The sequence below is a fragment of the Kitasatospora terrestris genome (assembly GCF_039542905.1).
In the GTDB taxonomy this organism is placed as follows: Bacteria; Actinomycetota; Actinomycetes; order Streptomycetales; family Streptomycetaceae; genus Kitasatospora; species Kitasatospora terrestris.
This window is the reverse complement of sequence record NZ_BAABIS010000001.1, coordinates 7,217,975-7,239,695: the sequence shown is the minus strand read 5'-3', so window position 1 is coordinate 7,239,695 and position 21,721 is coordinate 7,217,975. Positions and strand designations below refer to the sequence as shown.

General features: G+C 72.8%; 15 protein-coding genes and 1 pseudogene. 9 read left to right on the top strand and 7 right to left on the bottom strand.

Annotated elements, in window-relative coordinates; translation table 11 throughout:
* Nucleotides 1-176: 176 nt before the first annotated feature.
* A complete protein-coding gene (locus ABEB06_RS33135; RefSeq protein WP_345700606.1) occupies nucleotides 177-1,610 on the bottom strand; it encodes a glycoside hydrolase family 43 protein in 1,434 nt (477 codons plus the stop codon).
* A 327-nt stretch (nucleotides 1,611-1,937) separates the two neighbouring features.
* On the opposite strand from ABEB06_RS33135, the gene ABEB06_RS33130 reads away from it, so the two are divergent.
* The 3 genes from ABEB06_RS33130 (at nucleotide 1,938) to ABEB06_RS33120 (ending at nucleotide 5,703) form a co-directional block, all read left to right on the top strand.
* Nucleotides 1,938-2,267 (top strand): AbfB domain-containing protein, encoded by a 330-nt coding sequence (locus ABEB06_RS33130; protein WP_345700605.1) that lies wholly within the window; start codon nucleotides 1,938-1,940, stop codon nucleotides 2,265-2,267.
* 145 nt (nucleotides 2,268-2,412) lie between these two features.
* Nucleotides 2,413-3,966: an alpha-L-arabinofuranosidase B gene (locus tag ABEB06_RS33125; protein WP_345700604.1), complete on the top strand. Its 1,554-nt coding sequence runs from the start codon at nucleotides 2,413-2,415 to the stop codon at nucleotides 3,964-3,966.
* 84 nt (nucleotides 3,967-4,050) lie between these two features.
* A complete protein-coding gene (locus ABEB06_RS33120; RefSeq protein WP_345700603.1) occupies nucleotides 4,051-5,703 on the top strand; it encodes a glycoside hydrolase family 27 protein in 1,653 nt (550 codons plus the stop codon).
* Nucleotides 5,704-5,780: 77 nt separating this feature from the next.
* On the opposite strand, the gene yicI is transcribed toward ABEB06_RS33120, so the two are convergent.
* The 4 genes from yicI to ABEB06_RS33100 form a co-directional block, all read right to left on the bottom strand.
* Nucleotides 5,781-8,063: an alpha-xylosidase gene (gene yicI, locus ABEB06_RS33115; RefSeq protein ID WP_345700602.1), complete on the bottom strand. Its 2,283-nt coding sequence runs from the start codon at nucleotides 8,061-8,063 to the stop codon at nucleotides 5,781-5,783.
* Nucleotides 8,060-9,469: a GH1 family beta-glucosidase gene (locus ABEB06_RS33110; RefSeq protein ID WP_345700601.1), complete on the bottom strand. Its 1,410-nt coding sequence runs from the start codon at nucleotides 9,467-9,469 to the stop codon at nucleotides 8,060-8,062. The genes yicI and ABEB06_RS33110 overlap by 4 nt, the downstream gene beginning before the upstream one ends.
* Before the next feature lie 5 nt (nucleotides 9,470-9,474).
* Complete coding sequence (locus ABEB06_RS33105) at nucleotides 9,475-10,458, bottom strand: acetylxylan esterase (protein ID WP_345700600.1); 984 nt, start codon at nucleotides 10,456-10,458, stop codon at nucleotides 9,475-9,477.
* 86 nt (nucleotides 10,459-10,544) lie between these two features.
* Entirely contained in the window at nucleotides 10,545-13,406 is a 2,862-nt protein-coding gene (locus ABEB06_RS33100; protein ID WP_345700599.1) for a glycoside hydrolase family 3 C-terminal domain-containing protein, read from the bottom strand.
* A 205-nt stretch (nucleotides 13,407-13,611) separates the two neighbouring features.
* Here ABEB06_RS33100 and ABEB06_RS39430 point away from each other — a divergent pair, with 205 nt between their 5' ends.
* The 6 genes and pseudogenes from ABEB06_RS39430 (at nucleotide 13,612) to ABEB06_RS33075 (ending at nucleotide 18,267) form a co-directional block, all read left to right on the top strand.
* On the top strand, nucleotides 13,612-13,695 hold the full coding sequence (locus ABEB06_RS39430; protein ID WP_425559821.1) for a twin-arginine translocation signal domain-containing protein: 84 nt from the start codon (nucleotides 13,612-13,614) through the stop codon (nucleotides 13,693-13,695).
* Between the two features lie 114 nt (nucleotides 13,696-13,809).
* Complete coding sequence (locus ABEB06_RS33095; RefSeq protein WP_345700598.1) at nucleotides 13,810-15,321, top strand: glycoside hydrolase family 43 protein; 1,512 nt, start codon at nucleotides 13,810-13,812, stop codon at nucleotides 15,319-15,321.
* Nucleotides 15,322-15,385: 64 nt separating this feature from the next.
* Nucleotides 15,386-15,739 (top strand): annotated as a pseudogene (locus ABEB06_RS33090) (ATP-binding protein); the annotation flags it as partial.
* Between the two features lie 134 nt (nucleotides 15,740-15,873).
* Nucleotides 15,874-16,851, top strand: coding sequence for an expansin EXLX1 family cellulose-binding protein (locus ABEB06_RS33085; RefSeq protein ID WP_345700597.1), 978 nt, complete (start codon nucleotides 15,874-15,876; stop codon nucleotides 16,849-16,851).
* A gap of 118 nt (nucleotides 16,852-16,969) precedes the next feature.
* Nucleotides 16,970-17,500: a SigE family RNA polymerase sigma factor gene (locus ABEB06_RS33080; RefSeq protein WP_345700596.1), complete on the top strand. Its 531-nt coding sequence runs from the start codon at nucleotides 16,970-16,972 to the stop codon at nucleotides 17,498-17,500.
* The gene (locus ABEB06_RS33075; RefSeq protein WP_345700595.1) at nucleotides 17,497-18,267 is read left to right on the top strand and encodes a hypothetical protein; all 771 of its coding nucleotides are present in this window, start codon (nucleotides 17,497-17,499) and stop codon (nucleotides 18,265-18,267) included. Before ABEB06_RS33080 ends, ABEB06_RS33075 begins: the two co-directional genes overlap by 4 nt.
* Before the next feature lie 33 nt (nucleotides 18,268-18,300).
* Here the strand turns inward: ABEB06_RS33075 and ABEB06_RS33070 are convergent, their stop codons facing one another.
* Both ABEB06_RS33070 and ABEB06_RS33065 read right to left on the bottom strand, forming a co-directional pair.
* Nucleotides 18,301-18,651 carry a hypothetical protein gene (locus ABEB06_RS33070; RefSeq protein WP_345700594.1) on the bottom strand — a complete coding sequence of 117 codons (351 nt, stop codon included), beginning with the start codon at nucleotides 18,649-18,651 and terminating at the stop codon, nucleotides 18,301-18,303.
* 147 nt (nucleotides 18,652-18,798) lie between these two features.
* Nucleotides 18,799-21,420, bottom strand: coding sequence for an RICIN domain-containing protein (locus ABEB06_RS33065; protein WP_345700593.1), 2,622 nt, complete (start codon nucleotides 21,418-21,420; stop codon nucleotides 18,799-18,801).
* Between the last annotated feature and the right edge of the window lie 301 nt (nucleotides 21,421-21,721).

The window sequence follows — 21,721 nt, the reverse complement described above, 5'->3', positions numbered from 1 at the left end:
GCCGGCGACCGACCTGCCCGCGGCCGCACCGGCTCCTGAGGACCAGGACGGCGGCACCGGCCGCGGCCGCGGCCGCCAGGAGTACGCCACGGACTCTTCACCGGGGGGCTTCCTGGGGGCGGCGGAAAGGACGGCGGTGCCGGCGCTCTCCTCGGAGGCGCCGGCACCCGGTCGGATCAGCCGGTCACGCGGAACGTGGCGTCAGCGCGTCCGGTCGTGGTGGTGATCGGGTCGAGTCGCAGCTCGTACGCGTAGTGCCGGAGGTAGCGGTCCGGGAAGTTGTACGACTGAAAGGAGGACCAGGTCGGGTCGGCGAGCCCGGCGACCCGGCGGAAGGTCGCGTCCTGGGCGAACCGGCTGCTGCCGTCGTTGCGGACGAGCTGGAAGTCGTAGTCGGAGTGCCGCAGGAAGTAGCCGGGGAAGTTCACCGACTCGAAGGAGACGGTGCCGGCACCGGCGAGGCCGGGTCGGAGGCGGAACCGGGAGTCGTCGAGCGGGCTGACGTTCGGGTCGAGGCGCACGTCGAAGTCGGCCTGCCGGACGTAGCGGTCCGGGAAGTTGAACGACTGGAGCCGCTGCGCCGGGGTGCCGGGCCAGCGGGCGAGGACGCGGCTCTCCTCGGCGGCCGTCAGGTTGAGGATCCAGCCGTGGCGCTTCTTCGTACCGCCCATGGTGTAGTCGCTGGACGCCTGCTTCCGGTAGGCGGCCGGGTCGGACGGGTCGGTGGTCAGGACGGGCATGTAGCCGCCGCCGCTGGCGTACTGGTCGAGGTAGAGGGCCCACTTGTCGGTGCCGTTGAACTTCATCCACATCGGGCCCTCGACCTGCCTGCCGGTGAGGCCGATGCCGGAGAGGTTGCCGAGGTCGGTCCACGTCCCGAAGATCGAGTCGCTGCCTTCGAGGGTGATCTGCCCGTCGCCGGAGGCCCGCACGTAGCGGTAGTGGCCGACGCCGGCCGGAACCCCGATGATCTGGGTGTCGATGATTTCCTGGGTGCCGGGGCGGTCGATGTACAGCTGCGGGGTGGTGATGGTGCGGAAGTCACTGGTGCGGGCGGCGAAGATGCGGTGCTTCTTCGTGCCGTTCAGGGGCACGTTCGTCGCCCAGTAGAGGACGTAGTCGTTGGTCTCGGGGTTCCAGATCGCCTCGGGCGCCCAGGCGTTGCGCCCGTCCGGGATCGCGCCGGCGACGTTGAGCAGCCACGGGTCCGACCAGGTGACCAGGTCCGTCGACTCCCACACCACCAGGTTGCGGCTGGCGTTGTTGACGGCCTGGTCCCAGTTCTGCCCGCAGCCGATGCACAGGTCGGTCGCGATGATCCAGTACCGGCTTCCGTCGGGAGAGCGCACCAGCGCGGGGTCGCGCACCCCCTTGGTGCCGATCGTCGAACGCAGGACCGTCCCGCCGCCGTTGAGGTCGTTCCAGTGCACGCCGTCCGTGCTGTGGGAGAGGTACATCTGCTGGTTGGCCGCCCCTTCCCCGATGAAGTGCACCATCAGGTAGCCGGGGCCGGCCGCGGCGGCACGCTGGGGTGCGGCCACCGCCAAGCCGGTGAAGAGGAGGCAGACGGCGAGCAGTGTCGCCGACAGCCGTGCGCGGAGCGCGGGCATGGGCATCTCCTGTCGTTCTCGGAGGAGTGTTAGCGCTAACAATTCAGCAGGCAAGACGTCGGACCGGCCGTTACCCAATCTTGATCCAGCGCAGGAGAACGACCGGCTCGCGATCGCTCCGGGCGGGACGGCGAACTGCCGTGGCTACTGTGTGCGTTAACAGTTAGATGTCTTGACGGTACATCAACGTGTGGCCATAGTGATGTCGGCGCAGCACCACCAGGGCGTCCGACCCGTCTTGCGCGCTCCCATTTCCCGGCAAAATTGTTAGCGTTAACAATATATGGGGGCGCCTTCTTCCTTCTCCACCCGCGAAGGAGTCCGTTCATGACCATGAGATCGTGGCCGAGCCGCGCCCGGCGGGCGCTGTCGGTGACCGGAACGACGGCCGTGCTCCTCGTCGGGCTGCTCACCGGAGCGGCTACCGCCCGGACCGCCGCCGGCACCGGCCGGTTCGCCGCGGACGCCACCTTCTGCGCCAAGCCGGGGAACAGCGGCACGGGCTCCTCCCGGCAGTCACTCGACCACCCGGCCGAGTACCTGCGCCACTACCGCCTCGCCGGCTGCACCGCGAGCGACGGCGGCACCAATGCCTGGGACAACCCGCCGTCATGGGCCCAGGACTCCAGCCGGCTCGCCGTCTCCCCCTGGGGCTGACGAGCGGCCCGTGCCGACCGGCTGCCGAAGACGGCCCGCCGGCAGGCACCCGGAGGCGTCAGCGCCGCCCGCGCCGCCCGCTCGGACGGACGCCGGCAGGTGCGTGGACGCCCACCCCCACCCCCACCCTGTGAAGGAGACCTTCATGGTCGAACTGTCGATCCGCAGGCTCGGGCGAGCTCTGCTCGCAACGGGCGCGACCGCCGCCCTCGCCGTCGGCATGCTCACCGCCACGGCCGCGACCTCGCAGGCCGCCACCCAGGGGCCCTGCGACATCTACGCCTCGGGCGGCACCCCCTGCGTCGCCGCGCACAGCACCACCCGCGCCCTGTACGGGACGTACAACGGACCGCTGTACCAGGTCAGGCGCGCCTCCGACAACGCGACCAGGGACATCGGCCTGCTCAGCACCGGCGGGTACGCCGACGCCGCGCAGCAGGACTCCTTCTGCGCGGCCACCAGCTGTGTCATCACCGTCATCTACGACCAGTCGCCCAAGGGCAACCACCTCACCCAGGCGCCCGCCGGCGGCGCGGCGGGCGGGCCGGACAACCTCGCCAACGCCTTCGAGGCGCCGGTCACCGTCGCCGGGCACAAGGCGTACGGCGTCTACGTGGCCCCCGGCACCGGCTACCGGAACAACAACACCCACGGCATCGCCACCGGCGACCAGCCCGAGGGCATGTACGCGATCTTCGACGGCACGCACTTCAACGGGGGCTGCTGCTTCGACTACGGCAACGCCGAGACCAACAACCTGGACACCGGCAACGGCCACATGGAGGCCCTCTACTTCGGCAACAACAAGAGCTGGGGCTCGGGCAGCGGCAACGGGCCCTGGGTCATGGCCGACCTGGAGAACGGCCTGTTCTCCGGGGTCAACCGCGGGTTCAACGCGGGCGACCCCAGTGTCAGCAACCGGTTCCTGACCGCCATGCTCAAGGGCGGCCCGAACCAGTGGGCGCTCCGCGGCGGCGACGCCCAGTCGGGTGGCCTGTCCACCTTCTACAACGGGGTGCGGCCCAATGCCACGGGTTACAACCCGATGCACAAGGAGGGCGCGATCATCCTCGGCATCGGCGGTGACAACAGCAAGTGGGCCCAGGGCACCTTCTACGAAGGCGTCATGACCTCGGGCTACCCCTCGGACGCCACCGAGAACGCCGTCCAGGCCAACATCACCGCGGCCGGCTACACCAGCGGCTCGACCGGCACCGGCACCCTCGCCCCCGGCTCCCGGATCTCGCTGCGGGCCACCACGGCGCCGTGCTGCACCTCGCACTACCTGCGCCACGACGACGCCGACACCAAGGTCGTCATCTCCGCCGCCAACGCCTCCAGCCCGGCCGTCGACAGGGCCGACGCCACCTGGATCGTCCGCACCGGCCTGGCCGACGCCTCCTGCGTGTCGTTCGAGTCCGCCAACAGCCCCGGGCAGTTCCTGCGCCACTACAACTACCAGCTCAACCTGAACACCGACGACGGCGGCGGCGCGTTCGCGCAGGACGCCACCTTCTGCCCCACCGCGGGCAACAGCGGGACCGGCACCTCCTTCCGGTCCGCCAACTTCGCGACGAAGTACCTGCGCCACTACAACTACACGGCCTACATCGCGAGCAACGGCGGTTCCAACGCCTGGGACAGCGCCAACAGTTGGGCCGCCGACACCAGCTGGCTGGTCACCCAGCCGCTGGGCTGACCCGCACCGCCGTCCCAGCAGGCCAACCCGCCCGGCCGCAGGCCCCCGCCCGCGGCCGGGCCCTCCCGGGAAGGATCCCCCGCCATGCTCCCCCCACGGTTCAACGGGCGGCGGCTGCGCCTCCTCGCAGCCGCCGCACTGATGCTCACCGCCTGCGTCACCGCCTCCACCACCACGACCGCCGAGGCCGCGCCGGGCAGCCCCGCGTCCACCCCGCCGCTGGGCTGGAACAGCTGGAACAGCTTCGGGTGCGGCGTCGACGAGTCGAAGGTCCGCCAGGCCGCCGACGCGATGGTCTCCTCCGGCATGAAGGACGCCGGCTACCGCTACGTCGTCGTCGACGACTGCTGGTTCGACCCGCAGCGCGACGGCGCGGGCAACCTCCGGGCAAACCCGACCAAGTTCCCCGGCGGCATGAAGGCGCTCGGGGACTACATCCACAGCAAGGGCCTGAAGTTCGGCCTCTACGAGGCGCCCAACGAGCGCACCTGCGCCCAGGCCGTGGGTTCCTACTCCGGCTCCACCGGCAGCAAGGGCCACGAAGCCCAGGACGCCACCACCTTCGCCTCGTGGGGCGTGGACTACCTCAAGTACGACTGGTGCTCGTCCGCCGGCACGCTGGACCAGCAGGTCGCGCAGTTCACCCTCATGCGCGACGCCCTGCGCGCCACCGGCCGCCCCGTCGTCTACAGCATCAACCCCAACAGCCTGCACGCCATCACCGGCTCCTCGTACAACTGGGGTGAGGTCGCGGACCTGTGGCGGACGACCGAGGACCTGCTCGACATCTGGCAGAACGGCAACACCAACAGCTACCCGATGGGTGTGGGCAACGTCCTCGACATCGACGCGCCGCTGGCCGCCCAGTCGGGCCCCGGCCACTGGAACGACCCCGACATGCTCGTGGTCGGCCGCCCCGGCCTGTCCCTGACCGAGTCCCGCTCCCACTTCGCCCTCTGGTCGCTGCTCTCGGCGCCCCTCATCGCGGGCAACGACATCCGGACCATGTCCGGCGACGTGAGCGCGATCCTGCGCAACCCCCGTCTGCTGGCGGTGAACCAGGACGCGCTCGGCGCCGGCGGCCGCCGGGTGCGCGACGACGGCGACACCGAGGTGTTCGCCAAGCCCCTGTCCGACGGCTCGGTCGCCGTGGGCCTGTTCAACCGCGGGAGCGGCACCGCGACCGTCACCGCCACGGCCGCGCAGATCGGCCTCGGCGGAGGGCCGTTCACCCTCACCGACCTGTGGACCGGCGGCACGTCGAGCACGTCCGGCACGGTCTCGGCCGGCGTCCCGGCGCACGGCGTCGCCGTGTACCGGGTGTCCGGCGGCAGCCCGCTGGCCTCCACCACCGCACGGCTGCGCGGCACCGGGTCCGGCCGCTGCCTGGACGTGGACCGGGCCGCCACGGCGGCCGGGACGGCGACGCTGATCTGGGACTGCCACAGCGCCGCCAACCAGCTCTGGACCACCTGGGCCGGAGGCGAGATCCGCGTCTACGGCGACAAGTGCCTGGACGCCTCCGGTCGGGGCACCGCCGACGGCACGCGGGTCGTCATCTGGCCCTGCAACGGCCAGGACAACCAGAAGTGGACCGTGCAGTCCGACGGGTCGGTCCGCAACGTCCACGCCGGGCTGTGCCTGGACGCCGACCACGCGGGGACCGCCAACGGCACCGCGGTCATCCTGTGGACCTGCAACGGCCAGAACAACCAGAAGTGGACGGCACTCCGGTAAGCCGCGTCCTCGTCCGGGAGGAGTGAACGGGGGCACGGTGGATGCGCGGCCCGGCCGGGCCGCGCGTCCACCGCGGTTCAGCCCGGGTACGGGAGGTGGGCCTCCTGGGTGCCGCCCGGCCGGCTGTGCAGGGCGCCGTCGGGGCCTCCGACGCGCACGTGCCACGGGTGCGGACTGTCGGTGGTGACGGTGAGCCGCTCGCCGGTGCGGCGGAGGTGGAAGCGGGCGGCGTCGCCGAGGCCCTCGGTGCGGGGGACGGTGACGGTCCGCTCGGCGCCGTCGGCGAACGCGTGGACCCGCAGTTCGACGCCGTCGGCCCACGCGGAGACCGGGCGCCGGTCGTCGGCGGCGAGCGGGACGACGGAGTCGGGGCGGGCGAGCAGCGGCAGGGTGTGGAAGCCGTGCCGTTCCCTGGCCCAGCGCGGGCCGACGACCTGCTGTCCGGTCAGCAGGTTGGTCCAGGTGCCCTCGGGCACGTAGTACTCGACGGTGCCGTCGTCGGTGAACACCGGGGCGACCAGCAGGTCGTCCCCGAGCAGGTACTGCCGGTCGAGGGTGGCCGCGGCCGGGTCGTCGGGGAACTCGAGCACCATGGCGCGCATCACCGGGATGCCGGTGGTGTGCGCGTGCTGGGCGGCACGTTGCAGGTAGGGCGCGAGGCGGTGCTTGAGCAGGGTGAACTCGCGGGTGACCTCGACCGCCTCGTCGCCGTAGTCCCAGGGCACGCGGTAGGACTTGCTGCCGTGCAGCCGGCTGTGCGAGGAGAGCAGGCCGAACTGCACCCAGCGTTTGAAGACGGTCGGCGTGGGGGTGCCTTCGAAGCCGCCGATGTCGTGGCTCCAGAAGCCGAAGCCCGACAGTCCGAGGGAGAGGCCGCCGCGCAGCGACTCCGCCATGGCGTTGAAGTGCGACTCGCAGTCGCCGCCCCAGTGCACCGGGTACTGCTGGCCGCCGGCGGTGGCGGAGCGGGCGAACAGCAGGGCCTCGCCCTCCCCGCGTTCCTCGCGCAGCAGCTCGAAGACGGCCCGGTTGTACAGGTGGGTGTAGTAGTTGTGCATCCGCTCGGGGTCGGAGCCGTCGTGCCAGACGACATCGGTGGGGATGCGCTCGCCGAAGTCGGTCTTGACGCAGTCCACGCCGTGCGCGAGCAGGCCGCGCAGCCTGCCGGTGTACCAGTCGCGGGCGGCGGGGTTGGTGAAGTCCACCAGGGCCATGCCCGGCTGCCACAGGTCCCACTGCCAGACGCTGCCGTCCGCCCGGCGGACCAGGTACCCGGCCCGCCTGCCCTCCTCGAAGAGGGCGGACTTCTGCGCGATGTACGGGTTGATCCAGGCGGAGATCCGCAGGCCCTGCTGCTTGAGCCGGGCCAGCATGCCCACCGGGTCGGGGAAGGTGCCGGCGTCCCAGTCGAAGTCGCACCACTGGTACTCGCGCATCCAGAAGCAGTCGAGGTGGAACACGCTGAGCGGGATGCCGCGCTCGAGCATGCCGCCGACGAAGCGGTTGACGGTGGCCTCGTCGTAGTCGGTGGTGAAGGAGGTGGTCAGCCAGAGTCCGAGCGCCCAGGCGGGCGGCAGGGCGGGCCGGCCGGTGAGCGCGGTGTAGCGCCGCAGGATCTCCTTGGGGGTGGGACCGTGGACGACGTAGTACTCCAGTTCCTGGTCCTCGACGCTGAACTGCACCTGGCCGACCGACTCGGAGCCGACCTCGTAGGAGACCTTCCCGGGGTGGTTGACGAAGACGCCGTAGCCGCGGTTGGTCAGATGGAACGGGATGTTCTTGTAGGCCTGTTCGCTGCTGGTGCCGCCGTCGGCCTGCCAGATGTCGACCACCTGGCCGTTGCGGACGAACGGGGTGAAGCGCTCGCCGAGGCCGTAGACCAGCTCGCCGACGCCCAGGGCGAGTTGGCCGAGCATGTGGTGCCGGCCGTCGGCGTCGGTGGCGAAGCCGGTGCCGCGTTCACCGGCGCTGGTCAGCACCCGGCCGCCTGCGGTGAACTCCAGGTGCCAGGGCCGGGAGGTGTCGATGCGCAGCGTCAGCTCGCCGGCGCCGAGTTCCAGCACGTCCCCCTCGCGGCGGACCTTTCCGCTGCGCGGCTCGGCGCCGGGCAGGGCGAACTCCGGCCCTCGGCGGACGGAGCCGGCGTGGTGGGTGGTGCGCACCCCGATCACGCCCTCGGCCGGCGACCAGCACTCGACGGTCAGCAGCGGGCTGTTGAGCGTGTCGCCGCGGCCGCGGACGTGCTTGACCGGGGCGTAGAGGGTGATCCGGTGCTCCTCGGCCCGGACGTCGGCGACCTCGGCGGCGTAGCGGGCGGTGCAGCCCGGGCGCATCAGCCAGTAGCCGTCGGTGAACTTCATCGGGCGGTGTCCTCCGTCCGCGCGCGGTGCGCGGTGATCAGGGCCCGGTACCAGTGGTAGCTGTCCTTGGGCAGGCGGGTCAGGGTGTCGTAGTCGACGCGGACCAGACCGAAGCGCTGGTCGTAGCCGCGCGCCCACTCGAAGTTGTCCAGCAGCGACCAGAGGTAGTAGCCGCGGACGTCGACCCCGGCGGCGGCCGCGTCGGCCACGGCGGCCAGGTGCGCGGCGAGGTAGCGGGTGCGCTCCGGGTCGTGGACGGATCCGTCGGGGCGGACCGTGTCCTCGAAGGCCGCGCCGTTCTCGGTGATCCAGACCGGCGGCAGCTGCGGGTAGCGGGTGTGCAGGTTGCACAGCAATTCGGTGAGCGCGCCGGGGACGACGGGCCAGGCCATGGTGGTGTGGGGCGTGCCGTACGGGTCGAGTTCCGCGACGCCGATGTCCACGGCCGTGCGGGCTCCGGGGTCCTCGGTGCGGTGCGCGGCGGCGGCGACGGTGATCGGGCGGTAGAAGTTGACGCCGAGGAAGTCCAGCGGCGTGCCGATCACTTCCAGGTCGCCGGGCAGCCGCCACGGGCCGTCCGCGAGGCCGCCCCAGGTCTCGGCCTCCTGGGCGGGGTAGCGGCCGGCGAGCAGCGGCTCGGTCCAGACGTCGTTGTGCAGCACCTCGGCGCGGCGCCGGGCCGCCTGGTCCTCGGGGCGGCCGGAGGCCGCGTGGATGCGGTCGAGGTTGAGGGCGATGCCGACCTCGCGGGCCCCGGCGGCCCGGAGCTCCCGCACCGCCAGGCCGTGGGCGAGGAGGAGGTGGTGCGCGGCGGCCAGTGCGCCGCGGCCCTCCCGGGCGCCGGGGGCGTGCCTGCCCTCGGCGTAGCCGACGAACGCGGAGCAGTACGGCTCGTTGAGGGTGATCCAGCGGGCCACCCGGTCGCCGTAGCGCTCGGCGGCGAGCGCCGTGTAGTCGGCGAACGCCTCGGCGGTCCCGCGGACCCGCCAGCCCCCGCGGTCCTCCAGGGCCTGCGGCAGGTCCCAGTGGTAGAGGGTGACGGCGGGCTGGATCCCGGCGGCCAGCAGCTCGTCGATCAGCCGGTCGTAGAAGTCCAGGCCCTTCGGGTTGGCCGGGCCGGTGCCCCGGGGCACCAGGCGCGGCCAGGCGATCGAGAAGCGGTAGGTGTCGACGCCGAGCCGGTGGAGCAGGCCCACGTCCTCCCGGTAGCGGTGGTAGTGGTCGCAGGCGGTGTCGCCGGTGGCGCCGCCGAGGGTGCGGCCGGGGGTGTGGCTGAAGGTGTCCCAGATGGAGGGGGCCCGGCCGTCCTGGTCGTGGGCGCCCTCGATCTGGTACGCGGCGGTGGCCGCGCCGAACCGGAATCCGGCGGGCAGCGCGGGGAAGTCCGGCGTCTCCCAGGGGGTCATCGCGGTCACCGCCCCGGCGCGAGGCCGCGCTGCTGCAGCCAGGCGAGCTGGACGGGCGGGTTGGAGCCGCAGCCGCCGGCGTGGTCGGCGAACGGCCAGACCGTCATGGTGCGGTCCTCGCCCGCGTAGCGGTTGAACGCGGCGTAGACCGTACGGGGTGGGCAGACCGGGTCCATCAGTCCGACGCTGAACAGGGCGGGGGCGGTGGCCCGCTGGGCGAAGTGGACCCCGTCGAAGTGGTCGAGGGTGTCGAAGGCCTGCTGGACGCGGTGCCGGCTGTGCCACCGCAGGTACTTGACGATCTCCTGGTACGGGCCTTCCAGGGCGGTCTGCGCGCCTTGGCGGTAGTGGCACAGGAACGGGACGTCCGGCATCACCGCCGCCACCCGGCTCCCGGACAGGCCGGCCGCGGCGAGGGCGAGGCCGCCGCCCTGGCTGCCTCCGGTGAGCACGATCCGGTCACCGTCGAGACCGGGCAGCTGTCCGACGGCGTCGACGGCGCGCACGCAGTCGGTGATCAGCCGCCGGTAGTAGTGGTTCTCGGGGGACTCGATGCCCCGGGTCATGAAGCCCTCGACCCATTGGGTGCCCTCCCCCGCGTCCCGGTCGGGGGTGTCGTGGCCCTGGCCGCGGCTGTCCACCACGAGTTGGGCGTAGCCCGCGGTGGGCCAGAACAGGTGCTCGGTGGGCAGGCCGCGGCCGCCGCTGTAGCCGATGTACGTGACGACGACCGGTAGCGGCCCGTCCGCGCCGCGCGGGCGCAGCAGCCAGGCCGCCACCGGCTCCCCGTCCCAGCCGGGGAACCGTACGTCGTCGACCTCGAGGGTGCGCAGTCCGTACTGCGCGGTGACGCGTTCGGTCTTGGCCGCCCCGTCGTGCGACCGGGCCTCGGCGAGGGTGCGCCGCCAGAACTCGTCGAAGTCCTGCGGGGCGCTCGAATCGGGCCGGTAGTCGACGAGTTCGTCGATTCCGAGATCGGTGACAGGCATCGGGTCGTCCTCCGGGTGGCGCGATGACGAGGTGGTGTGGTGGGGGGTGGGGGGTGACATGCGGGACGCCTCCGGGGTGGTGGGGCTCAGCCGGCGGTGTCGGTGGCGCCGAAACGGAACGCGGCCAGGCGCACACCGCCGTGCAGGGTCACCTGCAGGTCGTGGACCCCGACCAGCGGGGTGGACAGCTCGGCCACCACCGTGGTCCAGCTGTACCGGTCGCCGGTGACCGGGACGTCGATCTTCGCCACCGGCTGGTCGCCGACCCGGAACTCCAGCCGTGCCGCGCCGGTACCGACGGCCTCCCGGGCGGTCTCCACCTCCACCCGGGCAGCGCCCGACAGATCGAGGCGGCGGAAGGACAGCACGGCGGGGCGGGCCGGGTCGGCCGGGGTGACGGCGTCGCCCTCGGTGCGGGTGGCGTCGACCAGGGCGCTGTCCGCCTGCTCGTCGAAGTCCGCGGCCAGGACGCGGCGTTCGATCACCGCACGGGGCCGCGGCGGCGGTCCGGTCACGGTGAGCGGCGCGGTGAGCACCGGGTGCTCGGCCGAGCGGGCGACGACGATCTCGTACGCACCGGGGTCGACGGTGAAGGCACCGGTGGCGACGTCCCAGTGGGCGAACCGGTCGGCCGGCAGGTGGAAGCCCAGCTCGCGGCTCTCGCCCGGCTCCAGGCGGACCTTGGTGAAGTCCGCCAGGCGCAGCCGGGGTGCCCGGTAGCGGGCGTCCAGGGCGCGGACGTAGAGCTGGACCACCTCGCTGCCGGCCCGCCGTCCGGTGTTGGCCAGGGTCAGGGTGGCGTCGAGGGCACCGTCCCGGTCGATCGAGGTCTCGGACAGCCGCAGGTCGCGGTGGGTGAACTCGGTGTAGGAGAGGCCGTGTCCGAAGGGGTAGAGCGGCGCGGCGCGGTGGTACTGGTAGGTCCAGCCGGCCGTGATGATGTCGTAGTCCAGCGGTGCCGGCAGGGTGTCGTGGCCCCGGTACCAGGTCTGCGGGAGGCGGCCGGCGGGCTCGGCGTCACCGAGCAGCACGGCGGCCAGCGCGTGGCCGGTCTCCTGGCCGCCGTGGGAGGTCCACAGCACGGCGGGCAGGTGGGCGTCCGCCCAGTCGAGCGCGTACGGGTAGCTGCTCATCACCACCAGCGCGGTCTGCGGGCGGACGGCGGCGACGGCGCGCAGGAGCGCCTCCTGCCCGGCGGGCAGGGCGGTGTCGACCCGGTCCTCGGTCTCGCGGCCGTTGATCAGCGGGTGGTTGCCGAGCACCACGACCGCCGCGTCGGCGTCCTCGGCCGCCGCCCGGGCCTCGGCGGTGCCGTCGCGCAGCACCTCGCGCCGGAAGCGCTCGGCTGCTTCCGGGCTCTCGGCGGTGACGGTGACCCGGCCGCCGGCCGGGTCGACGGCGGCGTAGCGGCCGGTGAACACCGAGCGCACCAGCACGGCGCCGTCCTCGGCCGGCTCCAGGTGGAAGGTCTCCCGGACGGACCAGCTCTTGATCACCCGCGTGGAGGCCGCCAGGGTGGCGTCCTCCTGGAGGCAGAGGTAGCGGCCGGTGTCGGCCTCGCGCAGGGTCAGCACGGCGCGTCCCCAGTCGGTCACGTCGAACGCGGCCCCGCCGAGCAGTTCGCCGGTGGTGCGCGAGCGCAGCGTGATCCGGTCGCTGCCCTCCACCCGGACCACCTCGCCGCCGAGGTCGCCGAGCGCGGCGGTCAGGCCGTCGGCGACCGTGGCCCGGTAGGGCAGGGTGCCGCTGTACCAGTCCTCGCACAGGGTGTCGGAGAGCGGACCGATCACGGCGACCCGTGAGGTGCGGGCGGACCCCAGTGGCAACAGGCCGTCGTTCTTGAGCAGCACCGTCGACTCGACGGCGGCCCGCCGGGCCAGCTCGCGGTGCTCGGGGCAGTTCACCACGTCCGGACCGATGCCGGCGTACGGGTCCAGCTCGGGGTCGAACTCGCCGAGGCGGAACCTCACGTCGAGCTGGCGGCGGACCGCGGCGTCGACGTCGTCCTGGGAGACCAGGCCGCGCTCCAGGGCTTCGCGCAGCCGGCCGACGACCGTGTCGCTGTCCTCGCCGTGGTCGGTGAAGTTGTCGATGCCCGCCTTGAGCGCGGCCGCGTGCCCCTCCGCGTGGTCGTCGAAGTAGTGCTCGGGGTCGACCAGGTTGGACGGGGCCTCGGCGTCGCTGACCACGAACAACTCGTGCCCGGTCCCGCGCGCCCAGCGGCGCAGCTCGTCCTCGATCAGCGGGCTGACGTGGCACGGGCGGCCGTTGACCAGGTTGTAGGCGGCCATCGCGCCGGTGGCGGCGCCCGAGGCGACGACCGGGCGGAAGGCCGCCAGGTCGTACTCCTGCAGGACCCGGGGGCGCAGGCCCGAGGAGGTGGTGCAGCGGCCGTCCTCGTTGTTGTAGGCGAGGAAGTGCTTGAGCACCGGCGCCGTCCGCAGGTAGGTCGGGTGGTCGCCGGCCAGGCCGCGGCAGTATGCCGTGCCGAGCCGGGCGGTGTGCACCGGGTCCTCCGAGTAGCCCTCCTCGTTGCGTCCCCAGCGGGGGTCGCGCAGCAGGTTCAGCACGGGGGCCCAGGCCTGGAGGCTGGTGGGCCCGCGGTCGGGGGCGACCGCGGGCGGGCGGGTCCGGTGGAAGGCGCGCAGCTCGACCGAGACCGCCTCGGCGACCCGCCTCAGCAGCGCTTCGTCCCAGCTCGCGCCGAGGCCGACGGCCTGCGGGAAGACCGTCGCCTCCCCCAGCCAGGCGACGCCGTGCAGCGCCTCGCTGCCGGTGCGGAAGGCGGCGATGCCCAGGCGCGGCACGGCCGGCACGTACTGGTGCAGCATCGCGAGGCGCTCCTCGGGCGTGAGCCGCCCCAGCAGGTCGTCGATGCGCTTGCGCAGCGGCAGCGCGGAGTCGCGGAACGGATGCAGCTCGGCTGCGGGTACGGACGCGGAGGTCACCGGGAGAACCCTTCGGGCTGGTGGGGCGCAGGGGCCGTTCGTCGAAGCGCTTCGACGCTGACACGCTCTCTTCCCCATGTCAATTATCTTGCAAGTGAGGGATTTTGTATTTGTTCAGCCTCTTGCCGAATCGGAAACGCGTCGTTAGTGTCACCGCAACATTCAAGCGCTTCGACGCTTTCGGCGGAGAGGGGGTCGCACCACCATGGGATCCGGCTTGAACCGCAGGAGCTTCCTGAGCACGGCCGCCGCGGTCGCGGGAACCGCCGCGACCACCGAGGAGGCCTGAAGGCATCCCCGGCGCCACCTTCTACCGCCGGGACGTCCTGGAAGCCCGGGGCATCACGGCCGAGCAGGCGAGGTCCGCCGACGACCTGATGAACCTCGGAAAGGAACCGACCACGTGTCAGAGCAGCTCCAACCGGCCGCCACCGTCCCCAACCCGGTGATCCCCGGTTTCCACCCCGACCCCAGCGTCTGCCGCGTGGGCGACGACTACTACCTGGTGTGCTCCAGCTTCGAGTACTTCCCCGGCATCCCGGTCTTCCACAGCCGCGACCTGGTGAACTGGACGCAGATCGGCAACGCCCTCGACCGGCCGAGCCAGCTGCGCCTGCCGCGCGACATGCCGTCCTCCGGCGGCATCTACGCGCCGACCCTGCGCCACCACGACGGCCGCTTCTGGCTGATCGTCACCAACGTCGGCGACGGCGGCAACATGCTCTTCACCGCCACCGACCCGGCCGGCCCCTGGTCGGACCCGGTCCGACTGCCCGGGGTGCCCGGGATCGACCCGGACCTGGCCTGGGACGAGGACGGCACCTGCTGGTGCACCGTCGCCGGCGTCTCCCAGGTCCGCATCGACCCGACGACCGGCGAGACCCTCGGCGAGCCGTACCGGATCTGGTCCGGCACCCCCGGCGCGATGGCCCCCGAGGCCCCGCACCTCTACCGGATCGGCGACCACTGGTACCTGGTGATCGCGGAGGGCGGCACCGAACGGAGCCACGGCGTCTCCGTCGCCCGCGGCCGGACGCCCTCCGGCCCGTTCGAGCCCTGCCCGGCCAACCCGGTCCTGACCCACCGCGGCATCGCCAGTCCGATCCAGAACACCGGGCACGCCGACCTCGTCCAGGCGCCCGACGGCTCCTGGTGGATGGTGCTGCTCGCGGTCCGGCCGCGCGGCGGCACCCCCGGCTGGCACGTCCTCGGCCGGGAGACCTTCCTCGCCCCCGTCGAGTGGGTGGACGGCTGGCCGGTCGTCGGCGGGGTCACCTCCGAACTGCCCACCCCGGCCTGGCCGCTGCACCCCGCCGTCGCCGCACCGGCCCGGGACGACTTCGACCAGGCCGAACTGCACCCCCGGTGGATCTCGGTGCGCGAGCGCCCGGAGGGCTCGTGCACCACGAAGGAACGATCCGGCTGGCTCACCCTGCGCGCCGTCGGCGCCTCCCTGGACGACAACGACGCGGTGTTCGTCGGCCGGCGCCAGCAGCACCTCGCCTGCCGGGCCCGCACCCTGATCGATCCCGCCGACGGCCGCGGCGGTCTGGCCGTCCGCCTGGACGAGGAGCACCACTACGAGATCGAGGCGGCCGACGGCGAGGTGAAGGTCTTCGCCCGGATCGGCCCGCTGCGCACCGAGGTCGCCACCCGGCCGGTGCCCGCCGGAGCGGTGGTGCTCGGCGTGGAGATCGCTCCGGAACCCCCGCGTGGCGCAAGGACCGGGCCGGACACCCTCTCCTTCGGCATCGAGGAGCACAACGGCACGTTCACCGTGCTCGCCACCCTCGCCGGACGCTACCTGTCCACCGAGGTCGCCGGCGGCTTCACCGGACGCGTCATCGGCATGTACGCCGCGGCCGGCACCGTCCACTTCGACCGGTTCGACTACGAGCCGCTCCCGCTCCCCTGACCTCCCGTCGGGGATCCCCGCACCCTGCCCACCCTGAAGGGACACCCCGGTCGCCGTCCGGTACGTGGAGCCCGGCACCTCGCAGGTGCCGTCCGCCCGGCAGTTCGCCGTCGAGCAGCCGGCCGCCCGGGGTCTGACGGAGGAGGCGTTCGTCACCGAGCTGGTCGTCAGCGAGCTGGTCACCAACGCCGTCAAGTACGGCGGGCCGCCGACCGGGCTGCGACTGATCGGGGACGCGGCGCTGATCTGCGAGGTCTCCGACGCCGGCAAGGCCACCCCGCACCTGCGCCGGGCCCGCGACTTCGACGAGGGCGGCCGAGGCCTCATGCTCGTCGCCCAGCCGGCCCAGGGGTGGGGCACCCGGCACAGCAGGAGCGGCAAGACGATCTGGTGCGCCCGGGCCATCGAGCCCCGGTAGCGAACGCCGGCTGCCCCGCCCTCGCGGCGGCCGCGCCCCGCTCGGAGAAATTTCCCGATCGAGGACGGCAACCTCTTCGCGACCGGTGGCCACTGGGAGGTGACACGACGACCTGGCCTACCGGACGGACGAGGATGAGCACAACGAAGCACGGCGCTGCGCACAGGCGCGGGCACAACCGCGGCAAGACCGTCGGCATCCCAGTGGCGCTGAGCGCCGCGGCAGCGCTGGTCTGCCTGGTGTTCGCAGTGCTCCCCGGCGGCGGAGCCGCCACGGGCGGGCCGGCCGGCGCCACCGTGGGCGCCCCGGCGGCGGGCTCCACGGCGGGGTCGGGTTCCTCCGCTCCGGCGGCCGGAGCGCCGTCCGACCCGGCGCAGCCGTCGGCCTCCGCTCCGGCCTCCCCGTCCTCCTCCGCCTCCCCGTCCGCTTCCGTCCCGGCCCGGGCCTCCGCCTCGGCCGCGGCGAAGCCGGCGGCTCCCGCGGCGGCTCCCGCGGGAGGACGGATCCGCCCCGGGGTCGGCTACCAGGGCGTGGCGACCGCCTACGAGGCCGCCGACGGCAACGGCGCCTGCCTGTTCGGCCCGTCCGGCGACATGATGATCGCGGCGATGAACCACACCGACTACGAGACGTCCCGGGCGTGCGGGGCGTACGTGCGGATCAAGGCGTCCAACGGCGCCTCGATCACGGTGCGGATCGTCAACGAGTGCCCGCTGCCCTGCGCCCCGGGGCAGATCGACCTCAGCCAGCAGGCGTTCGCCGAGCTCGCCGATCTCAAGGTCGGCCGGCTCCCGATCACCTGGAGCCTGCTGAGCCCCGCCGACGCGCCGCAGACGCTCTCCGTCCGGTACCAGACCGGGTCCAGCCAGTACTGGTGCGCCATCCAGGTGATCGGCCACCGGAACCCGGTCGCCGCCCTGGAGGTGCAGACCGGGACGGGCTGGCGGCAGCTCCCGCGCACCGGCTACAACTACTTCACGGCCGCCGACGGCAAGGGCTGCGGCGCCCGGATCAGGATCACCGACCTCTACGGCGAGCAACTGACCGTGGACGGCATCGCGGTGAGGGCGAACGTGGTGCAGGCCACCCCGGTCCAGTTCTCCCGGCACTGACGTGGCATCCATCCACCACGGCCACGCCGCCGGCCGCCGTTCGGACGCGGTGGCGGGCGCTGTTACGCTTCGGCCGATTGTTAACGCACACACCGCGAGGAGAGGGCGACCGAGGGAGATGCGCCTGGACGAGGCGTCCGCGGAGTTCCACGACTTCTTCGAACGCCACTACGCCGAACTGGTCCGCCTGGCCTACCTGCTGACCGGCGAGCCGCACGCGGCGGACGACATCGCCGCGGACGCCCTGGTGGCGCTGTGGCAGAACTGGGACCGCTTCCGCGCGGCCCGCCACCCGCAGGCCTACGCGCGGGGCGTGGTGGCCAACCTGGTGCGCGAGCGCATCCGCAGCGCCGTCCGCGAACGGCGCAGGATCACGCTGTTCTGGTCGCGGTCCCCCGAGACGACCGACCTGCCGGACATGGCCGGCTCCATGGACGTCCGGGCGGCGCTCGCCCGGCTGCCGTTCCGCAAGCGGGCGTGCGTCGTGCTGCGCCATGCCTTCGACCTGTCGGAGAAGGACACCGCCATGGCGCTGGGCATATCGGTCGGTACGGTGAAGAGCCAGACTTCGAAAGCGATGGCCGAGTTGGAGCGACTGCTCGGCACACCGGCGACCGGTGAGCCGGTACTGGGAGGGAGGAGCAGGTGAACGAGGAGATCAGCCGGCAGCTGCGAGAGGCTGCCGCACACCACCACCCCGACCGGGCCACGATCGTCGCGCTGGTCGAGCAGCGCGCGGCGGGCCCGACGCTCCCGCACCGCGCGCCCTCGATCGCCCGGTCCGGGCGCAGGGTCCTCCTCGCCGCCCTCGCCACGGCCGGCCTCCTGGCCACCGGCGGCCTCGCCGTCGCCGGCATCGTGAACGGCCAGCCGCCGGCCCCCGCGGTGACGACGGCACCCGCCGCTTCGGCCCCCCTCGACAGCCCCGTGCCGTCCGCGCCCTCCACCGCGACCGGTCCGGCGCCGAGCACCACCGGAGGGTCGCGCCCGAGTGCGACTCCGACGCTCCCGACCGGGCGGGTCCAGAACGGTCCGCTGTGGACCGAGGGTTCGGTGGACGCGAAGAGCACGGTCTACTGGGGCCAGAGCAGCGTTGCCGTCGGCACCTCCCAGCAGCTCGGCTCGCTCACGGTGGAGCTGCGGATCACGCAGACCGGCGGGGTGCGCGAAACGGGTTCCTGGCGGACCCTGCCGGCCGACGACTTCACCGTCACCGTCCAGGAGACCGGCGGTGCGCTGGTGTACCGCTGGGTTCTCAAGCCCGGCCGCACCGTGCCGGCCGGGCAGCACGTGTTCGCCGCGCAGTTCAACCACGCCACCGGCGTCCGGGCCACGGCCGGCGACAGCTACCGCGTCGATGCCAGGACGGCCGCCTCCTCCCCCACCCTCCGAGGAGGCTTCGCCCCGGCCCACTGACGGCTCCACCGCGCCGCTCGCCGACCCGCCACCTCATCGGGAACTCGGGTTCGGCACGCCCGGTCCGATGGGGCCCCGGGCGCGGAGGCCGTCCCAGAAGGTCGGGGGACGTGCGGGATGGGTGCAGGGGAGGGCGATGGCGGCGGGGAGGACCTCGTCCAGGGCGAACTGGTCGAGGAGGGCGCAGCGGCCGGCGGGCATCACGTCGTCCCGCCCGGGGGCGGCCCCGGGGATCTCCCGGAAGCAGTGCCCGGAGCGCTGTCGCTCATCGTGGTGCCCGGGACTCCCCGGCGATGTCCGGCTCGCCCGCGTGGTCGAGCACCTGGGCAGGCCGGAGAAGCGTCCGACCGGCCGGATCGCCTGCTCCAGCCGCTCGACCGCCACCAACCCTCGTTCGGCATCGTCTCGTTGAAGCCGTTCCCGGGCCCGGCACGCCCTGGAGCAGGCTGCGCAGCGACCGGAGGTGGCCGCCCCCCGGCCGGGTGCCGGGGGGCGGACTCTCACTGGGAACCGACGGTCGCCCCGACGGGGTCAGGACGGGTCGCCGTACTGGAGGCCGCGTCCATTGGTGCCGATGTAGACGCGACCGTAGACGTCGGGGTCGCCGGTGATGATGCCGATGCTGCCGATGGCCCCCCACTGGTGGGCGTCGTCGTTGATGCGGAGCCAGGTGGCGCCCTTGTCGACGGAGCGGAAGACCCCGGTGACGTCCTTGACCGTGCCGATCAGGTACAGGGCCTGGTAGGAGGCGCCGGGCGCCGCCTTGCCGAAGCCGAGGGCGGAGGCGGACTGCACCGGGGCGACCGGGGTGAAGGTGCGGCCGCCGTCGATGGAGTGCAGCAGCCCCTTTCCACCGCCGGAGATCCACAGGTCTCCCGCGATGCCCGGGGCGGCCGTCAGCCGGCCGGAGGGCAGGTCGGCGGCGCGGGCGGTGAAGGTCGCGCCGCCGTCGGTGCTGGCGTGGAGCACGCCGCCGGACAGCGAGTAGAACGTGGCGGCCGCGGAACGGTCGGCGACCACCTCGGCGTCGGTGCCCAGGCCGTTGACCCGCGACCAGCTCGACCCCCTGTCGGTCGAGCGGTACGGCACCTGGCCCGCCCCCGTCCAGACGGTGGTGGAGCCGTCCGCCGAGAGGGCGACACGGCCCGCCTGGGCCCCTGCCGGCTTCGCCCTGAAGCCCGTCCAGGTGAGGCCGCCGTCGGTGGAGTAGGCGCCGTCCTGTTCACCGCCGCGGCCGACCCGGACCATCACCGAGGGGTTGGACTGGGCGAAGTCGATGTCGGTGCTGCTGCTCATCAGCGGGTTCTTCAACCGCCCGGCGGGCACCTCGGTCAGGGAGTCGTACCGGAAGCCGCCCTGGTCGCCCATCGAGGTGATCAGGGCGGCGCCGCCGGGCGGGGCGATCGCGTCCGCGAGCGCCGTCTCCTCCAGTCCGCGGGCCCCCGCGGTCCAGTGGCTGGTGCCGCCGCCGTCGGTGGCGGTGACGTCCTTGCTGCGCCAGATGCCGTTGCCGGTGCCGTACAGCGCGTGCCCGGAGTCGAAGGGGTCGATGGCCAGGGCGGTCATCCAGTGCCCGATGCCGGTACCGACGTACGGAGCGCCGGAGGCGTCCCGCACCGACGTGCCCGCCAGCGCCTTCCAGGTCGCGCCGCCGTCGGTGGACCGGTAGACCTCGTCCTCGGGCCACCAGCGGTCGAGGGTGGTGACCATGACCGTCGACGGCTTCTGCGGGTCGACGGCCAGACCGGAGAACCCGTAGCCGCCCTTGGACGGGGAGACGTCCTTCCACGCCCCGCCGACCGGCGCGTACTTCCACACCGACCCGCCCGTCACGCCGTTGGGGCCGAGGGCGTTGGTGTACGTCAGGTACAGCGAGCCGTCACCGGAGAGCACGCCGTGCTGCGGCAGCTGGCCGGTGGGCTGCCCGGGGACGGCCTGCCAGGTGCTGCCGCCGTCGGTCGAGCGGTAGAGGGAGGTGGACCTGTCGCCGACGCCGACGTAGACCGTCCTGCTGCCGGAGGGGCCGTACGTCACGAAGGAGACGCCCCCGCCGCTGCTCGCCCCGTCCTTGACCGGGAACGAGGAGACCTGGCTCCACGTCGCACCGCGGTCGGTGCTGCGCCACAGCCCGTTCTTCCGGGTGCCGAGCAGCAGGGTGTCGTGGTTCGCGGGGTCGACCGCCAGCCGCTCGCCGGCGCCCCGCCCGTCCTCGTTGCCGCCCAGCTTGAACGGCAGCTCGGTGCGCTGGAAGGTGCGGCCCCGGTCGGTGGAGCGCAGGATCGCGGCGTTGCCGGCCCACTCGTTGGTGTAGGTGCCGGCCGCGAGGTAGAGCCGGTCGGGGTCGACGGGGTCGGTGGCCAGCGAGTCAATTCCCAGCAGGTTCCAGTCCTTCTCGCCGATCCAGTCGGTCAGCGGGATCCACTGCTCGGCCCCGGTGTCCCAGCGGTAGGCGCCGCCCATGTCGGTGCGCGCGTACAGCAGGCCCTTCTCCCGCTGGTTGAACACCAGCCCGGTGACGTAACCACCGCCCACCACCTGGGCGTTCTTCCACGCGTACGACCCGTTCCCGGCGGTGCTCGCACCGCCCGTCTTCACCAGCTTCCACTGCTGGTTGGCGCCGCCCCAGCCGGGATACTGGATGACGGCCGCGCCCTGGTCCGTGGAGCCCGCGGACACGTCCAGCACCTGACCGCTCCTGCGGGAGGTGAAGGTCACCGCGTCGGATCCGCTCACGTCGTCGATCCGCCACTGCTGCGACGCCGAGGACCTGTCCGTCTGCTGCTCGGCGGCGGCCGTCCGGGCGGTCGAGTCGCCGGCTGTGCCCAGGACCTTGCCGCTGTTGCGGTTCACCAGCTCGTAGTAGCCGTCCCCGACGGGCTTCAGGCGCCACTGCTGGTTGGCGGTGTTCTGATCGGTCCACTGCTGGATGCGGGTGCCGTCGGCGGTGGAGAAGCCGTTGACGTCCAGCACCTTGCCGCTGCGCACCGAGACCAGCCGGTAGTACGCGTCGCCGTCGACCGTCGCGGCCTGGGACTCCTCGTGGGTGACCACGAAGTACGACCCGACCGCGACGGGCACGCCGAGCAGCAGGGCGGTCGCGCTCACGCGACGGCGGTGGCGTCCGCGGCGGCCGCTGTGGGGGGAGTTGCTCATGGGTAGACGTTTCTCCTTGCGAACCGTGCACGAGGGAACAGCGGATCCCGGCACCGAACCGGCAGGATCCGTCTCCTTGTGGCCGCAGACCCCGCAAAGGGTTGCCGCGAGCGGGTGCGGCGCCGGGTGAACCGACGCGGAAGGACCCTCCGACAGGCCGTCAGCACACGGCTCCGAAGCGATTGATGGGTCCGATCCGGCCCGTAGACCTACCCGATCGTCCGCAACGGGCCACTTCCCCGGCCTTCTTGCTCGACGCCTGGACAGCACCCCCGGCGGTCACCTGTACATACATCCCATC

Coding starts and splice junctions, on each gene's coding strand:
- ABEB06_RS33135 (WP_345700606.1), bottom strand. CDS start 1,610: ATGCCCGCGCTCCGCGCACGGCTGTCGGCGACACTGCTCGCCGTCTGC.
- ABEB06_RS33080 (WP_345700596.1), top strand. CDS start 16,970: ATGCGCCTGGACGAGGCGTCCGCGGAGTTCCACGACTTCTTCGAACGC.
- ABEB06_RS33120 (WP_345700603.1), top strand. CDS start 4,051: ATGCTCCCCCCACGGTTCAACGGGCGGCGGCTGCGCCTCCTCGCAGCC.
- ABEB06_RS33105 (WP_345700600.1), bottom strand. CDS start 10,458: ATGCCTGTCACCGATCTCGGAATCGACGAACTCGTCGACTACCGGCCC.
- yicI (WP_345700602.1), bottom strand. CDS start 8,063: ATGAAGTTCACCGACGGCTACTGGCTGATGCGCCCGGGCTGCACCGCC.
- ABEB06_RS33065 (WP_345700593.1), bottom strand. CDS start 21,420: ATGAGCAACTCCCCCCACAGCGGCCGCCGCGGACGCCACCGCCGTCGC.
- ABEB06_RS39430 (WP_425559821.1), top strand. CDS start 13,612: ATGGGATCCGGCTTGAACCGCAGGAGCTTCCTGAGCACGGCCGCCGCG.
- ABEB06_RS33110 (WP_345700601.1), bottom strand. CDS start 9,469: ATGACCCCCTGGGAGACGCCGGACTTCCCCGCGCTGCCCGCCGGATTC.
- ABEB06_RS33085 (WP_345700597.1), top strand. CDS start 15,874: ATGAGCACAACGAAGCACGGCGCTGCGCACAGGCGCGGGCACAACCGC.
- ABEB06_RS33130 (WP_345700605.1), top strand. CDS start 1,938: ATGACCATGAGATCGTGGCCGAGCCGCGCCCGGCGGGCGCTGTCGGTG.
- ABEB06_RS33125 (WP_345700604.1), top strand. CDS start 2,413: ATGGTCGAACTGTCGATCCGCAGGCTCGGGCGAGCTCTGCTCGCAACG.